Annotated in this window: 14 protein-coding genes; 4 read left to right on the plus strand and 10 right to left on the minus strand. The window is 38.1% G+C overall.

The features are described from left to right. Positions 1-5 precede the first annotated feature (5 nt). Positions 6-1,340 carry a uracil-xanthine permease family protein gene (locus AC625_RS13210; RefSeq protein WP_049681690.1) on the plus strand — a complete coding sequence of 445 codons (1,335 nt, stop codon included), beginning with the start codon at positions 6-8 and terminating at the stop codon, positions 1,338-1,340. Positions 1,341-1,586: 246 nt separating this feature from the next. On the opposite strand, the gene AC625_RS13215 is transcribed toward AC625_RS13210, so the two are convergent. Continuing rightward, a complete protein-coding gene (locus tag AC625_RS13215) occupies positions 1,587-2,384 on the minus strand; it encodes an HAD-IIB family hydrolase (RefSeq protein ID WP_049681691.1) in 798 nt (265 codons plus the stop codon). An 88-nt stretch (positions 2,385-2,472) separates the two neighbouring features. Here AC625_RS13215 and AC625_RS13220 point away from each other — a divergent pair, with 88 nt between their 5' ends. Beyond that, positions 2,473-3,171 carry a Crp/Fnr family transcriptional regulator gene (locus AC625_RS13220; protein ID WP_049681692.1) on the plus strand — a complete coding sequence of 233 codons (699 nt, stop codon included), beginning with the start codon at positions 2,473-2,475 and terminating at the stop codon, positions 3,169-3,171. A gap of 316 nt (positions 3,172-3,487) precedes the next feature. Here the strand turns inward: AC625_RS13220 and pdxT are convergent, their stop codons facing one another. Together pdxT and pdxS are read right to left on the minus strand one after the other, a co-directional pair. After that, complete coding sequence (gene pdxT, locus AC625_RS13225; protein WP_049681693.1) at positions 3,488-4,075, minus strand: pyridoxal 5'-phosphate synthase glutaminase subunit PdxT; 588 nt, start codon at positions 4,073-4,075, stop codon at positions 3,488-3,490. Position 4,076: 1 nt separating this feature from the next. Beyond that, positions 4,077-4,964 (minus strand): pyridoxal 5'-phosphate synthase lyase subunit PdxS, encoded by an 888-nt coding sequence (gene pdxS, locus AC625_RS13230; RefSeq protein ID WP_049681694.1) that lies wholly within the window; start codon positions 4,962-4,964, stop codon positions 4,077-4,079. A gap of 123 nt (positions 4,965-5,087) precedes the next feature. On the opposite strand from pdxS, the gene pdxR reads away from it, so the two are divergent. Continuing rightward, positions 5,088-6,488, plus strand: a complete 1,401-nt coding sequence (gene pdxR, locus AC625_RS13235; protein WP_049681695.1) for a MocR-like pyridoxine biosynthesis transcription factor PdxR — start codon at positions 5,088-5,090, stop codon at positions 6,486-6,488. A 541-nt stretch (positions 6,489-7,029) separates the two neighbouring features. Here the strand turns inward: pdxR and rfbB are convergent. The 4 genes from rfbB to rfbA form a co-directional block, all read right to left on the minus strand. Further along, positions 7,030-8,004, minus strand: coding sequence for a dTDP-glucose 4,6-dehydratase (rfbB, locus tag AC625_RS13240; RefSeq protein WP_049681696.1), 975 nt, complete (start codon positions 8,002-8,004; stop codon positions 7,030-7,032). Next, positions 8,005-8,859: a dTDP-4-dehydrorhamnose reductase gene (rfbD, locus tag AC625_RS13245; protein WP_049681697.1), complete on the minus strand. Its 855-nt coding sequence runs from the start codon at positions 8,857-8,859 to the stop codon at positions 8,005-8,007. Positions 8,860-8,863: 4 nt separating this feature from the next. Beyond that, complete coding sequence (gene rfbC, locus AC625_RS13250; protein ID WP_049681698.1) at positions 8,864-9,424, minus strand: dTDP-4-dehydrorhamnose 3,5-epimerase; 561 nt, start codon at positions 9,422-9,424, stop codon at positions 8,864-8,866. 68 nt (positions 9,425-9,492) lie between these two features. Then, positions 9,493-10,359 carry a glucose-1-phosphate thymidylyltransferase RfbA gene (rfbA, locus tag AC625_RS13255; RefSeq protein ID WP_049681699.1) on the minus strand — a complete coding sequence of 289 codons (867 nt, stop codon included), beginning with the start codon at positions 10,357-10,359 and terminating at the stop codon, positions 9,493-9,495. Positions 10,360-10,720: 361 nt separating this feature from the next. Between rfbA and AC625_RS13260 the strand changes: the two genes are divergently transcribed. Continuing rightward, positions 10,721-12,118, plus strand: coding sequence for a glycosyltransferase (locus tag AC625_RS13260; protein ID WP_425415450.1), 1,398 nt, complete (start codon positions 10,721-10,723; stop codon positions 12,116-12,118). Between the two features lie 172 nt (positions 12,119-12,290). Here the strand turns inward: AC625_RS13260 and AC625_RS13265 are convergent, their stop codons facing one another. The 3 genes from AC625_RS13265 to AC625_RS28230 all read right to left on the minus strand — a co-directional run bounded on the left by AC625_RS13265 (position 12,291) and on the right by AC625_RS28230 (position 15,323). Beyond that, positions 12,291-13,367 (minus strand): tetratricopeptide repeat-containing glycosyltransferase family 2 protein, encoded by a 1,077-nt coding sequence (locus AC625_RS13265; RefSeq protein WP_049681701.1) that lies wholly within the window; start codon positions 13,365-13,367, stop codon positions 12,291-12,293. Positions 13,368-13,788: 421 nt separating this feature from the next. Then, a complete protein-coding gene (locus AC625_RS28225) occupies positions 13,789-14,304 on the minus strand; it encodes an exosporium glycoprotein BclB-related protein (protein ID WP_342671014.1) in 516 nt (171 codons plus the stop codon). Beyond that, the gene (locus tag AC625_RS28230; protein WP_281177234.1) at positions 14,268-15,323 is read right to left on the minus strand and encodes a hypothetical protein; all 1,056 of its coding nucleotides are present in this window, start codon (positions 15,321-15,323) and stop codon (positions 14,268-14,270) included. Before AC625_RS28230 ends, AC625_RS28225 begins: the two co-directional genes overlap by 37 nt. Positions 15,324-15,526 lie beyond the last annotated feature (203 nt).

Consider the following 15,526-nt stretch of genomic DNA (forward strand, 5'->3'; position numbering starts at 1 on the left):
AACCAGTGGAACAACAAAAGGGAAATTCAGAATTACTAGTAGGAATTGATGAGAAAATCAGTGTTGGTAGATCGATCCTGCTTGGTTTACAACATGTACTGGCTATGGATCTCTACATAGCGCCTATCATCATCGCCGGCTTATTGGCGCTTGATACGAGTAATACAACATTTTTTGTGCAAATGTGTTTTTTAGCAGCAGGTGTTGCGACCATCATTCAAACCGGATTTGGGATTAAGCTCCCTGTCGTACAAGGACCATCCTATGTTCCCATCGGCGCACTTGCTGCAATCGGTGGAAAGCTTGGCCTTGGAGCCATTTATGGAAGCTTGATTCCCGGAGCCATTTTAATCGCATTGCTTGGGTATCCATTGAAAATCTTTGCTAAAACGGTTGTGAAAATTATCCCACCGCTCGTTGGAGGCACGGTTATTGTTATTGTTGGAATTTCTTTAATGCCAAATGCATTTAACAGTGTTTACTCCGCTCCCGGCCATTTAGGTCATAATGTCATCATTGCGGCCGTGTCAGCTGGTGTATTAGTTGCTTGTATGATCCTTGGAAAACAAGCAAAAAGCTTTGGAACCTTTTTCAGACTCGTCTCAGTTATTCTAGCAATCATAGCTGGTACAATCACAGCTCGTCTTTTTGGAAAAATTGACTTTTCCGCTGTTTCAGATGCAGCTTGGTTTTCCCTGCCAAAACTATTTCCTTTCGGAGCACCGGTCTTCGATATGAGTGCCATTTTAACAATTGTCTTTATATATCTCATTATTTTGATTGAAACGACTGGTACATGGTTTGTTGTCTCTAAAGTGACAGGCAGTGAATTAACGGAAAAAAGATTAAATAAAGCTTCATTCGGTGAAGGACTTGGCTGTTTTGTTGGAACATTATTCGGCGGTACTCCAATGACCGGATATTCCTCAAATGCCGGAATTATTGCACTCACAGGTGTTGCTAGTCGAATGGCGATTCTCGCAGCCGGCTTTATCTTGATTGCTTTGGGACTGATGCCGAAACTTTCAGCTTTAATCATTTCAATTCCAGAGCCAGTCATCAATGGGATTTTCGGAATTGTTTGTGTGGCTATTGTCATGAATGGATTTAAAGTTATTCAACATATTGTGGTTGATGATCGTAATATGATGGTAATCGGAATACCTATTCTTTTGGCAATCGGTGTAACAGTACTTCCAAAGGACATTCTCTATTCTTTACCTGACTTTGCAAACTATCTACTTTCTTCTGGAACTGGTATAGGTGCCATTTCTGCTGTTGTTTTGAATTTGATTATTCCTCATGAAAAACCTAAACAGAGTTTGCAGAATGCTGGGTAAGACTAACAAAAATCCTTACGTTATAAACGTAAGGATTTTTGTTTTAACTGCGAATTATGTGACTAGTGGATGACACCTTGTAAATGTTAATTGTTAGATTGGGCTGTTTATCCCTCACCAATTTTTTTCTTAATTCTCTAAACAAAAATTGAGATAGGGATATTGTATCCTGTTAAACCGGGATAAACAAGCTGGTTGATTGGTTAGTTTATTTAGGCTTTAGTGATTTCAAAAAAGGTACAAGATTTAATTGGTTACTTCTTGTAAGTTTACAGGCTTATTTAATGGGTTTATGCTTCCCAGCTCATCAAATCTTTGTGCTAAATGGTTTTCTATATCGTTATCTAATGACAATTGTTCAGATGAGAATGGGTTTAGCTGTGCATTTCCACCAATCATAACTGAATACTTTGCATGTTGAAACATTGTCATATCATTTGCATCATTGCCAAATGCAATATACTCCCCTTCTTCCACACCCAATTGCTGTAATCCACTCCATTTATCTACTCCTTGTGGGCTTATATCTAAGATTCCTTCATTTCCATGAATGTGAACTACTATTTCCATTTTGCTAAGCTGTTCTGATACTTCTCCCATGTTATCTGAAGTAAGTATCAAGATTTTTACAACTGACTGTAATTTACCCAGTTCAACATTTTTAGCACGTTTTTGTGGGTCAAGATTATTTAAAATGGGATGATTAGCTGGCCCCGTATAAGCGTAATTCCAATCGCTATCTATTAAGTAAGAAACGTTATATGTCTCTAGTAATTGAACAATATTGGCGAGTATTTCTTCAGCAAAGCCCACTGATGATATAATTTTTCCGTTTATTGCAACCATTGATCCATTTCCACCAATCATTGGGTGTTGATGAAAACGTGCATGTAATACGGGGAGTAAATCACGTATTGGCCTAGCTGAAGCAAAAATAATTTCATGCCCCTGTGCTACTAACTTTTCTAACGATACTAGTAGCTTTTCAGAAACAGGCTGACCTTTAAAGCAGATTGTCCCATCTAAATCGAATACAAATTTCATTCTACTCCACTCCTACATTTTTTATTGTTCTTATCATATCAGTTTATCTTATAATGAAAAGGACATATGTCCCAAAAAGGAGTTCTATATGAAATATATTCAAGATTCGGAGCTACTTGAAAAAATTATACAGCAGTATCATGTTGAAGAAATGTTTGATCAAACCAAACAACTCCCATTTACACTACAGCAATATACACCAGATGAAATTATTCTACTTGAGGGAATGGAGATGCAATCACTGTTATTCTTGGTAGAAGGGAAAGTAAGAATAACATCAAGTATCGCAACCGGGAGATCACTTTTACTACGATTTATTCACCCTTTTTCCATCATTGGAGATATTGAATTAATCCGTGACGTTCCCGTTCAATCACAAGTCCAAGCAGTCAATGAATGCTTATTAATCGGACTTCCCTTCGATTATATAAAGCAATACGAAATAGACAACCCAAAGTTTTTACATACACTTTTAGAACATGTATGCTATAAACTCCAAACTTGTACAACAGCTTCACGTGTAAACTTATTAGCATCTGTTGAAAACAAATTTGCGAGTTACCTTATGTCTACGATATCAGCTGAACCTAATAACAACTTTGGAATAGAGCTAACAACTTCCAACATCAAAGAAATGGCAAATTTACTTGGCACGACATATCGCCATCTAAATCGAGTTATTCATTCTCTTACTCAAAAGAACATTATTGAAAGAGACAAAAATTCTATTCGTATATTAAATTGGGATGATTTAGATAAAGCATCCAATGGAATTCGATATAAGTAAATGTATAACACTGATTTCTTCATGGTGCATCCATAAATTTTTACATCCTAAATTATCTTTGCATAGTGTACTTAACCAGTTTCTTAAGTATTATTCCATAATCTTTAGTCGAGTAACTTTATTGCCACTCACCAATTCCTTAATCCCCTTTTGATAAACAGATCCAAAGGGATAAATCATCGCAACTTTATTTCAAATCCGCAACAAAATTTAAATATAGTTTTTATAGAATATCAAGAGACAAATATGATTTCGAGTACAAAAAAAAACAGTCTACCCAAATTAATCGATTACATTTTTGGGAGACTATTTTTCATTAAACACCTGTTTTTAGTGATTCTTCAACCATGTCAATAAATTGTTCCAATATACGTATATCATTCGTCAACTCAGGATGAAAAGCGCTGACCAGAATATTTTTTTGTCTTGCACAAACGATTTTCCCTTCAAAGTCTGCAAGCACTTCAACGTCTTTGCCAGCCCTCTCTCCATTTGGTGCACGAATGAAAATCGCTTTAAAAGGCTGTTCTAAATTTTTTATATCTATGTTCACTTCAAAGCTCTCTCGCTGACGACCAAACGCATTCCGCTCAACTTCTATATCAATTAATTTCAAGTGAGCCGTGTCAGATCCAATTACTTTTTTTGCCAACAAAACCATACCAGCACATGTTCCAAAGATTGGTTTACCTTGCTTCGCAAATTGAAGAATCGGTTCTATAAAGCCATAACGATCCATCAGCTTCCGCATCGTTGTGCTTTCGCCACCGGGAAGAATTAACCCGTCGAGCTCTGCTAATTGATCAACTTGCTTTACAATTACGGCTTTTTGTCCAGTTGCTTCTATCTGTTTTACATGTTCACTAATGGCACCTTGCAGGCCTAAAATACCAATCGTTGCCATATTACCAGCCACGCTCCTGCATTCTTTCTGCTTGCGGCAATCTCGAAATATCGATGCCCTTCATAGCGGTTCCTAATTCTTTGGAAAGCTTACCAATTAGATCATAATCAGTGAAATAGGTTGTTGCTTGAACGATAGCATTCGCGAATCTCTCTGGATCTTCTGATTTGAAGATTCCTGAACCGACAAACACGCCATCCGCTCCAAGCTCCATCATTAATGCTGCATCAGCAGGTGTAGCTACGCCGCCAGCTGCAAAATTCACGACCGGTAATTTACCTGCTTCTTTAATTTGTTTCAAAATCTCATAAGGAGCGCCAAGAATTTTTGCTTCAGTCATAATTTCGTCATCATTCATTAAAGTAAGTTTACGAACCTGCGCTTGCACTTTTCGCATATGACGAACAGCTTCAACTATATTTCCTGTACCCGGCTCTCCTTTTGTCCGTAACATCGATGCTCCCTCACCAATTCGGCGTGCTGCTTCCCCTAGATCACGACATCCACAAACAAATGGAACTGTAAAGCTGCTTTTTAATAGATGAAACTCTTCATCAGCAGGTGTCAATACTTCACTTTCATCAATATAGTCCACACCCATCGCTTCTAGCACTCTCGCTTCAACAATGTGGCCAATTCTAGCTTTTGCCATGACAGGAATCGTTACCGCATTCATAACTTCTTCTACGATTCGCGGATCTGCCATTCTAGCAACTCCACCTGCTGCACGTATATCAGATGGTACTCGCTCCAGTGCCATTACTGCAACAGCTCCTGATGCTTCCGCAATTCTCGCTTGTTCCGCATTGACAACGTCCATGATGACGCCACCCTTTTGCATTTGAGCCATTCCTCTTTTCACTGCATCTGTTGCTATTAATTTCTCCATTCTTAATCCCCCTAAATAATATTTGCAATTTTCATTTATATTCCTTAGTATAAAAAGAAAGTGACATCATTAAAAGTGCCAGTTTTCCATTAAATAATGGGGTCAGAGGAGAGATTATCAATTATGAATATGCTTTCATGTGTGTTGAACCGAGAAATTACTGTCCCTTTATATGAGCAATTATATGAATATATAAAAACAGAAATCATTGAGGGTCGCCTAGATTTCCAAACAAAACTTCCGTCAAAACGAAAATTGGCGCAGCATTTACATATAAGCGGAAACACAGTAGAGACGGCTTATGAACAGCTTGCTGCAGAGGGATACTTAGAGGTCAAAGCTAGGAAAGGATATTACGTCATGGACTTGGAGGACTTAGAATATGCAGGTGCAAAAAGTAATATTCCTCCAATTCATGAATTTAAAAAAACATATGACTATCACTTTCATCCAAGTCAAATTGATACCGAACATTTTCCTTTCGCTCAATGGAGAAAGTATGCAAAAAATACGATGGATTTTGCCAACCAAGAATTGTTATTACTAGGGGATGCCCAAGGGGAATACAACCTTCGCCGAGAAATTGCTACATATTTATACCATGCACGCGGGGTCATTTGTGAACCAGAACAGATTGTCATTGGAGCAGGTATTGAGATTCTACTTCAGCAGCTTGTACTGTTATTCGAGAGAAATTCCGTTTATGGTGTGGAAGACCCTGGATATCATTTATTTCAAAAAATTATCCAAAACTATGGAAATCCTACCTTTCCACTTGAAGTGGATGAAGATGGCATCAAGGTGGAAAGCATTGAAAAGCACAAGATTGATGTTGTCTATGTGACACCATCACATCATTTCCCTTATGGTTCAGTTCTTTCCATCAATCGAAGAACAAAGCTACTCAACTGGGCATCAAGTTCTAAATATCGGTATATCATTGAAGATGATTATGATAGTGAATTTCGTTATACAGGAAAATCTATTCCTTCATTGCAAAGTATGGATCAATTTGAAAAAGTGATCTACTTAGGTTCGTTTTCGAAATCACTCATCCCATCTCTTAGAATCAGCTATATGGTGCTTCCTAAACCGCTCATGAATCGGTATACGGAGGAATTTTCGTTTTATCATTCAACCGTATCTCGAATCGACCAGCAAATTTTGACTGATTTTATGATTCAAGGAGACTTTGAAAAGCACTTGAATAAAATGCGAAAGCTATATCGTCGCAAATTAGACATTGTTTTGACGCTATTAAAGCCCTATCAAAACAAAATCTCCATAATTGGTGAGAGATCTGGTTTGCATATTGTTTTAGTTGTCAAAAACGGGATGGATGAAACGGCCCTTATTAATCAAGCTGCAAAGGCAAGTATAAAAATCTATCCGATGTCTGCTTATTCAATCGAAAAGAAAATTGATGCACTTCCGGAGATTATTCTTGGTTTTGCTGGTATTCCTGAAGCGAAATTAGATGATGCGATTCAACTATTATTACATGCTTGGGGGTTCTCCAGTTAAATGATTAGAAGGAATGTTTTTCGAGGTAGGATACTTCGTGAAAAAAATCAAAGTGATCCTTTTACACAACTGGTAAGAACGTTCTTGAACTACTCACCACTTAATTTCATACGAATTTTGAAATGGGGGATTCCTGCGAACCCCCAAGTAAACTTCGGTTATTTAGCAGGCTACCCCCGTAGTCCCTACGGGGGTAGCCTCATGTCTTGTACGCTGACTCGCCATACGCCCCTTTAGCTTGTTTTTCGCAACTTCGGTACGTGTGGAGGTGTAAGAACGTTGAAGATTTTACGTGACGGACATTTTTCCTGCCACAACCTCATATCTTCAGTTTTCAAAGAACAACTTGTACAGGAATATTACACCATGCAAACGAGTGTTTCGCTACGCAAAAAGGCGATTCATCTCCCACTTATTTTTGAGCGTTGCCCTGCACAAAATTGAAGTGGGAGTTTTCTCACCTGGAATGATAAAATAAATGGGCGTTCTTTACTTACTATCAATTCATATGGGTAATTGTATAAATCTTGATATCCTTCTTCTACAGTTGTTTATTCCACCACCATTTGTTATCAAGATACCATTGAATAGTTTGTGTTAATCCTATTTCAAATGAAAAGTTCGGTATCCAACCTAATTTCTCTAATTTTGTTGGGTTGATTGCATACCGTTTATCATGTCCTTTACGATCTTTTACAAACTCTAGCAAGCTTTCTGATTTTCCGAGTTTATGAATAATCGTTTTTACAACCTCTAATGTTGTTCGTTCGTTATGTCCGCCAACATTGTATATTTCCCCGTTTACACCTTCATGCATAACCAAATCGATGGCTGAACAGTGATCGAACACATGTAGCCAATCCCGAATATTCTTACCATCCCCATAAACAGGAACTTTCTGCTCCTGTACAACGCGAGAAATTGTGAGAGGGATGAGCTTTTCTGGAAACTGGAATGGCCCATAATTATTAGAACATCGTGTAATATTTATGGGTAATCCATAGGTTTCATAATAGGCACGAACAAGGAGATCAGATGAAGCTTTACTTGCACTATACGGACTATTTGGCAACAGTTTCGACTCTTCCGTAAAAAAGATGGTAGGGTCAAAATCAAGTTCTCCATATACCTCATCCGTGGAAACATGGACAAACTTTGCTACCTTATTTTGATGTGCAGCATGTAATAATATTTGTGTACCTAAAACGTTCGTTCGAACAAAAATTTCTGGATTTATAATCGATCGATCAACATGGCTCTCTGCGGCAAAATGGACGACAAAATCAAACTTCTCTTTTGCAAATAAAACCATAATTGCCTTGCGATCTGTAATATCCATTTTAATAAAGTGGTAATTTTCTCTTTTCTCCATATTCTTATGTTTGGATAGTTCCCCTGCATATGTTAACAAATCTAAATTATAAATATGATAATCTGGATATCTATTCATCATTCGTTGAACAAAATGACCACCAATAAATCCCGCTCCACCTGTCACAAGAACTTTCTTTTTCATTTACTTCTCCTTTTTGTTTAATATGCTTAAATAACGTCCTAAAGCATCTTGCCAAGTTGGTAATGATGTAAAACCGTTACTTTTAAGCTTTTCCTTAGACAGTCGAGCATTTTTGGGTCTTACAGCGTTTACTGGATACTCTTCGGTTGAAACTATGCGTACTTGAACATTGCGGTTTGCTTGTTTGAATATTTCCTCAGCAAACTCGGCCCAACTGCAAAAACCTTCATTCGTCACATGATAGATGCCATATTTATCTGTTTGGACCATACTTATTAACAATTTTGCTAAGTCATACGTATAGGTAGGGGAGCCAATTTGATCACCTACTATCTCTACCTCCTCACGGGATTTCGCAAGATGAAGCATTTTTTTTGTAAAATTATTGCCATTTATGCCAAAAACCCATGAAGTACGTACTATAAAATATTGATCTAACATACTTTGTACCGCTTTTTCACCTTCATATTTTGTTAACCCATAGTAACTCTTGGGACATGGTAAATCTGTTTCCACAAGCGGTTTTTCGCCTAGTCCATCAAACACATAATCCGTACTAACATACATAAATTTTATATTAAATTCTTTAGCTGCATTTACTAAATGTTTTGTACCTTCTACATTGACATTCCAGCAAGCTTTTTTGTCACTTTCAGCTTGATCAACCGCTGTGTATGCCGCACAATGAATCAATACATCTGGTTTTACACGACTAATATATTGATATACTTCTTGCTCTCTCGTTATATCTAAATCCCTTCTCCCGATTCCGTGTACATCTAATCCTTGCTGTACTCCTTGCCTCACAACATCGTAACCAAGCTGCCCACCGATACCAGTCACTAATAGTTTCAATTCCTCACTTCCCAAATACAAAATTATGTTCAGCATCTTTTAAAAGTGGCGCTTTCTGATCTTTATCTGATACTATAGGTTCATTATGAATCGGCCATTTTATATTGATCGTCGGGTCATCCCAGCGTATTCCTCGATCAAAGTTCCATGCATATTCAGTATCAACTTTATATTGGACTTCAACATTATCTGTTAGCGTCAAAAAACCATGAGCGAACCCTTTGGGAATGTATAATTGCTTTTTATTTTCCGCACTTAATTCGATGCCCAGCCATTTTCCATAGCTCGGACTTCCTTTGCGTATATCCACCGCCACATCAAAAATTGCCCCATTTGTACAACGGACGAGCTTGACTTGCGCTTTAGGATGTAATTGGTAATGTAAACCTCGTAAAGTCCCCCTTTCTGTAGATAAGGAGTGATTATCTTGAACAAAAACCACCTCTACTCCTAATGCCTTTAATGTTGTTTGGCTATATGATTCAATAAACCAGCCACGTCGATCATCTAATACAACGGGCTCAAAAACCAGGACTCCTTCTAACTTGGTTTTGGTAATCTTCATTACGCCACCATACTTTCCTAGAGAAATAATTTTATAGGAATTCAAAATTTTGTACTTGTTATCGCTATTTATCTATCCACTATACGAGTAAGATATTTCCCATAGTCACTTTTTTCTAGTGGTTTAGCTAACGCGAGTAACTGTTCCCTAGAAATATAGCCTTTTCGAAAGGCAATTTCTTCTATACAAGCAATCCTAAGACTCTGCCGATCCTCAATCATCTCCACGAATAGTGAGGCCTGCAATAATGATTTAGGAGTACCAGTATCTAACCATGCAAACCCTCTACCCAAAAGCTCCACGTTAAGCTCACCTTTATTTAAATAGTATTCATTGATGGTCGTAATTTCAAATTCTCCTCGAGGTGATCGTTTAATACCTTTAGCAATGTTAATGACTTGATTGTCGTAAAAATACAAACCGGTAACAGCATACGTAGATTTAGGTTGAATTGGCTTCTCTTCTAATGATAAGACCTTTCCATATTGATCAAATTCAACGACTCCAAACCTCTCGGGATCTTTAACTGGATAGCCAAAGATAGTTGCACCTGATTTAATCGCTGCCACTCGTTCCAGCGTTTTTGTAAAATTATGACCATGAAAAAGATTATCCCCAAGTATGAGCGCTACGGAATCTTCCCCTATAAACGGTTCTCCAATAATAAATGCCTGTGCAATTCCCTCAGGCTTTTCTTGAATCATATAAGTAAGTGTAATGCCTAGTTGCGATCCATCGCCAAGTAAGGATTGATAACGTGGTTGATCTTCGTCGGTTGTTATAATTAGAATTTCTCTAATACCCGCAAGCATTAAAACCGATAGTGGATAATAAATTAAGGGTTTGTCGTAAACAGGCATTAACTGTTTGGAAACAGCCTTTGTTAAAGGATACAGCCTAGTACCAGTTCCACCTGCTAGCACAATACCTTTCATATTCAGTCACATCCTTCATAAGCCTTTTCTCTATGTTCTAGCAAGATTGAAACGTGACATTACGATTCATCTAATTTATTTTAGTTACTCCCCCCATTTACAATTGGTATGTGTCATTTCATCTACTATGTATGATTTTTACTTCAAATTATTTTTTTCACAACATGAACGTTATCTTGCTTTTTTAGATCAAACAAAATTTATTTCTTGTAAAATATGAGTCCAACAGAACATATACATATTTTATTGAATGAATTTGTGAAATAACGCTATTGATTTTGGCGTGTGAAACTATGTTTTTGCACAAATAAACCAATTAACATAGCCTATTGAATAGAAATCTGGAAGGATGGAGATCGAATTGAGAAAAACAAGCGTGATTATTCTTACCTACAATCAGTTACCTCTAACCATAAGATGTGTGAATAGCATTCAAAAGCACACTGTGATGGAGGAAATTGAAATAATTGTCGTTGATAACGGCTCGACAGATGGTACTGTAGAGTATCTAAAAGGTCTTCCTTTTATCAAAACTTGTTTTAATCCCAGCAATGTGGGATTTGCGAAGGGCTGTAATCAAGGATTAAAGCTTGCAACTGGTGATTATATTTTATTCTTAAATAATGATGTCATTGTGACAGAAAATTGGCTAGATCCGATGATTGAACTACTAGATAAGGAGAATGTAGGGATGGTTGGACCTGTTAGTAATTATGTCAGCGGGTTACAGCAGATTTCTGTAGATTATCAGGATATCGAGCAGATAGACGACTTTGCTTCTAGATACTGTGAACAGCAACGTGGAAAATCCAGACGCGTACTACGTTTAGTAGGATTTTGTTTATTAACAAAACAAGAGATTTTGGAAAAAATCGGTGGTTTTGATGAAAGATTTGTATATGGCTCATTTGAGGATGATGATCTATGTCTTCGTGCTTTACAAGAGGGATACCAGCTACATATCTCCTTAGATTCTTTTATCCACCATCATGGTCATGCAACTTTCAATGGAAATCAAGATATTGACATTCATTACTTATATCATGAAAATCGGCGGAGATTTATAGATAAGTGGCAAATTGATTTAACTTATTTCACCCATCCTCGTCCAGAAATTGTTGATTTAGTGCCTATTGAAGCTAGAAAAATATTGGATGTAGGCTGTGGAGCCGGTGCAACCGGTTTAGAACTTTTAAATCGGCAGCCTTGTCAATTATACGGGATTGAATTAAATGCATTAGTAAGTTCCATTGCCAAAGCGCATTATGAAACTGTAGATCATACAGATGTTGAAGCACTAGAACTCTCTTATCCACTTGGTTACTTCGATACAATTATATTTGCTGACATCCTAGAACATCTAAAGGATCCTTGGAAGGTTATTGAAAATCTGTCTAAATTTCTAAAGCCTAATGGCTCCATCATATGTAGTATTCCTAATATATCTCATGCTGAGGCACTTATCCCTTTATTACAAGGTAGTTGGCATTATACCGATGCAGGAATTTTAGATCGAACCCATTTAAGATTCTTCACCCCACAAACCGTTCATACGTTATTCCCATCTACCCAATTTGAAATCATCGAACAACGGTATCAGCAAATTGCCGTAGAAACCAATGTAGAGCTTTTCCTAAATGAGGTCATTCATTTAGCGGAGAATTTCGGGTTTAATATGGATCAATTAGCAAACTACAGTAAGGTTTATCAAATTCTTATCCATGTAACAAAAAGCGAAACAAATGAATCACAAATCTGATCATACAACCACTTTAGATCTGAAGAAGAACGGCTTGGTATACAGGGCCGTTCTTCTTTATCTAGCTACATCTCATTTTGAAGGCGCATACCTATATATTGGATGAGGAAACATTCACAAAGATTTTTATACTACAATGATCAGATAAAAAAAGCCGACATAAAAACGGAAATTATTTCCCATTCTTAGTCAACCCATCAAAATATTCTTTGTTTGCTAACATTCTCGGATCGTTTGGCCTATATAGTAGTGCTGATTCATTATGTTTGGAGGCTAATTGATACTGACCTAATCGATCATAACAAACAGCTAGTTGAAGATGTGGTAGCCAAAAAGAACATGCGTTGTTCTGAAAACTTAATTTTTCTGTTTCTTTATTTTCCAGACTTTTTTCATACCAATAAATAGCTGTTTCGATTTCATTCTTTTCTAAAAAATGAAAACCTAATCTGCAACATGTTTCCGGTTGAGGGATTCCATATGAGAGTGCTTTTAATGCCCAATGTGCTTCTTGTTCTTTAAGATTGAATTGATGGTAACAATCTGCTAATTTGCTACATGCACGAATATTATCCTCTACCCAACCTTTCTTGGTTCTTAGAAAGCGAAGATAATATTCAATCGCTTTTTTATAATTCCCATGATCGACTAATTCATTTGCATAGTAAAACAAGTCTCGCGGAGAAAATTCTTTTCCTTCCGTTAGCATTCTTTCATAAATAATGAGGTTGCGATTAGTATCGTGAGTAAGTGGTAAATGTGTCACCGCTATATCACTATCATGGATGATCCCGTGAACCGCTAAATATTCATGTACCGCTCCTATCCAAGGGAAATGTTTTTCTCTTTTAACTAAGCGATTTCTCCTTATACTTGTCGTTATATTTTGCTCTTCATCGGAAGCTAGATGATAATTCATAGATACGGAATCAGTATTTCGATTCAAAGTCTGTTTAAGATGAAGAAACTTTTTTTGATCAAGTTCTAAAAATACATCATCTGCATCTAACCATAAAATGTAGTCCTTAGTTGCTTGAGTAAATGAATAATTTCTAGCTGCTGCAAAATCATCGATCCAGGAAAAATCAAAAATCCGATTCGTATACAAACTAACAATTTCCTTCGTGCGATCCGTAGAACCAGTATCAACAATATTGATTTCATCTACGATATCACGCACAGACTCTAAACATCGACCAATTACGTCTTCTTCATTTTTCACAATCATACATAAACTAATTGTAATCAAAAACTCTCCCCCTATTCCTTTCATAAATATATGCAAAATTAATATTTTATTTCCAAAATAATTTTAATTATTGCAAATATTCCTCAGTCAGAGAAGGCTCACCTTAATCTAAGATAACTAGTTTCAAAATGAATGACTGATCTTACTGCTGATATCAAAAAAAATTTGAGCGTGGGCAATGACACAGTCTGGAATTTAAGTGATTGAATTTAAGCAAAACCTCGAAGTCATAAAAACAGATCACTTCATTAAATTACGAATCACACAAAAACCGAAACTGAAATTAGATTTCAATCTTAGGTCTTTGTGTGACTTAAAAATTTATTTAGATCAAAGAATTTTTGTTTGAGTAACATATCCATGATTATTGAATGGACAAAGTTAAACTCCCCTACTAGATTTCATTGCTAAAAAAGATTAATTAATTGATTGTAATCCCCGCACTTGCATAACCTGCAACAGTCGTAAGAAGAGTAATACCTGTTCCTGCTACAGAAAACACCATCAGTAGTCGATCTCCTGCAGATACTGGAATGGTCAATCCTGTAGTAAGTCCTTGACTAATATCGCCGATAGCAATGATTCCGGTTAAAGATGGCGCTAATGTTACTGATGCTCCTGGAATTGCAGTAAATGTGTTGTTGGCCGTTGGTCCAGCTGATCTAAATAGTTGAGCAGTAACAGTTACTGATGATGTTAAGAGACTTAATGCCACCGTAGTGCTGAAGAATGCTGATACTGAAGTAATCGTACCGCTACGAGGAGCTGTAAATGCCATATTCAGAAGTGTTCCTGCGGCACCAGTTAGATCAATTGTTGTTCCACCTATGAGAACAGCAGGAGCAGAATTTCCAAATCCGATTAGACCTGTTGTCCCAGCTAATCCACCAACAAGTACAGTCAGCGCAACTGGAATCCCTGATGCATACGGAATGATCGCACTAGAACCCGTGGCTCCTGTTGCACCCGTGGCTCCTGTTCTTCCCGCTTCACCAGTTTCACCTGTCGCTCCGGTACTTCCCGTGGCCCCTGTTGCACCCGTGGCTCCTGTTCTTCCCGCTTCACCAGTTTCACCTGTCGCTCCGGTACTTCCCGTGGCCCCTGTTGCACCCGTGGCTCCTGTTCTTCCCGCTTCACCAGTTTCACCTGTCGCTCCAGTACTTCCCGTGGCTCCTGTTCTTCCCGTTTCACCAGTTTCACCTGTCGCTCCGGTACTTCCCGTGGCCCCTGTTGCACCCGTTGATCCTGTTCTTCCCGTTTCACCAGTTTCTCCTGTCGCTCCGGTACTTCCCGTGCCCCTGTTGCACCCGTCGCTCCTGTTCTTCCCGTTTCACCAGTTTCACCTGTCGCTCCGGTACTTCCCGTGGCCCCTGTTGCACCCGTGGCTCCTGTTCTTCCCGTTTCACCAGTTTCACCTGTCGCTCCGGTGCTTCCCGTGGCTCCTGTTGCACCCGTGGCTCCTGTTCTTCCCGTTTCACCAGTTTCACCTGTCGCTCCGGTGCTTCCCGTGGCCCCTGTTGCACCCGTGGCTCCTGTTCTTCCCGCTTCACCAGTTTCACCTGTCGCTCCGGTGCTTCCTGTTGCACCTGTTGATCCTGTAGCTCCTGTGTTTCCAGTTGCACCTGTCGAACCTGTAGCTCCTGTGTTTCCAGTTGCACCTGTTGAACCTGTAGCCCCTGTGTTTCCAGTTGCACCTGTTGAACCTGTAGCCCCTGTGTTTCCAGTTGCACCCGTTGATCCTGTAGCCCCTGTGTTTCCAGTTGCACCCGTTGATCCTGTACCTCCCGTGGCGCCAGTTGCACCAGTGTAACCACCGGGTACATTTACATTAATCTCAACTTTTTGTTCCATATTCCGATTACAATCGCAATTCTTTTTTCCACAGTCTGAACATTTTTTATGTTTACTTTCATAGTCATTTGACCAACTATATGAACAATAATTATACGAACTCAATTCTACATTACCTCCTTTTTACACTGAGGTATCTTATGAATCTTTAATGAAATTTGATTGGGATTAATCCCAATATTTTCTTCATAAAGAGGTTAATGGGCAAAGGCACTAAAGACTATTATTTCAAAAAACATTCGCTTGTTCTTGATTCATGTATGATACGGAATTCATTTTGTGAAATTGAATAGAATTAAACCTTTATT

The organism is Peribacillus loiseleuriae (assembly GCF_001183985.1).
GTDB lineage: Bacteria > Bacillota > Bacilli > Bacillales > DSM-1321 > Peribacillus > Peribacillus loiseleuriae.

Bases quoted from the DNA above. Each gene is read 5' to 3' on its own strand.
- AC625_RS13215 (WP_049681691.1), bottom strand. From the start codon at position 2,384: ATGAAATTTGTATTCGATTTAGATGGGACAATCTGCTTTAAAGGTCAG.
- AC625_RS13220 (WP_049681692.1), top strand. From the start codon at position 2,473: ATGAAATATATTCAAGATTCGGAGCTACTTGAAAAAATTATACAGCAG.
- rfbB (WP_049681696.1), bottom strand. From the start codon at position 8,004: ATGAAAAAGAAAGTTCTTGTGACAGGTGGAGCGGGATTTATTGGTGGT.
- rfbA (WP_049681699.1), bottom strand. From the start codon at position 10,359: ATGAAAGGTATTGTGCTAGCAGGTGGAACTGGTACTAGGCTGTATCCT.
- pdxS (WP_049681694.1), bottom strand. From the start codon at position 4,964: ATGGAGAAATTAATAGCAACAGATGCAGTGAAAAGAGGAATGGCTCAA.
- pdxT (WP_049681693.1), bottom strand. From the start codon at position 4,075: ATGGCAACGATTGGTATTTTAGGCCTGCAAGGTGCCATTAGTGAACAT.
- rfbC (WP_049681698.1), bottom strand. From the start codon at position 9,424: ATGAAGATTACCAAAACCAAGTTAGAAGGAGTCCTGGTTTTTGAGCCC.
- pdxR (WP_049681695.1), top strand. From the start codon at position 5,088: ATGAATATGCTTTCATGTGTGTTGAACCGAGAAATTACTGTCCCTTTA.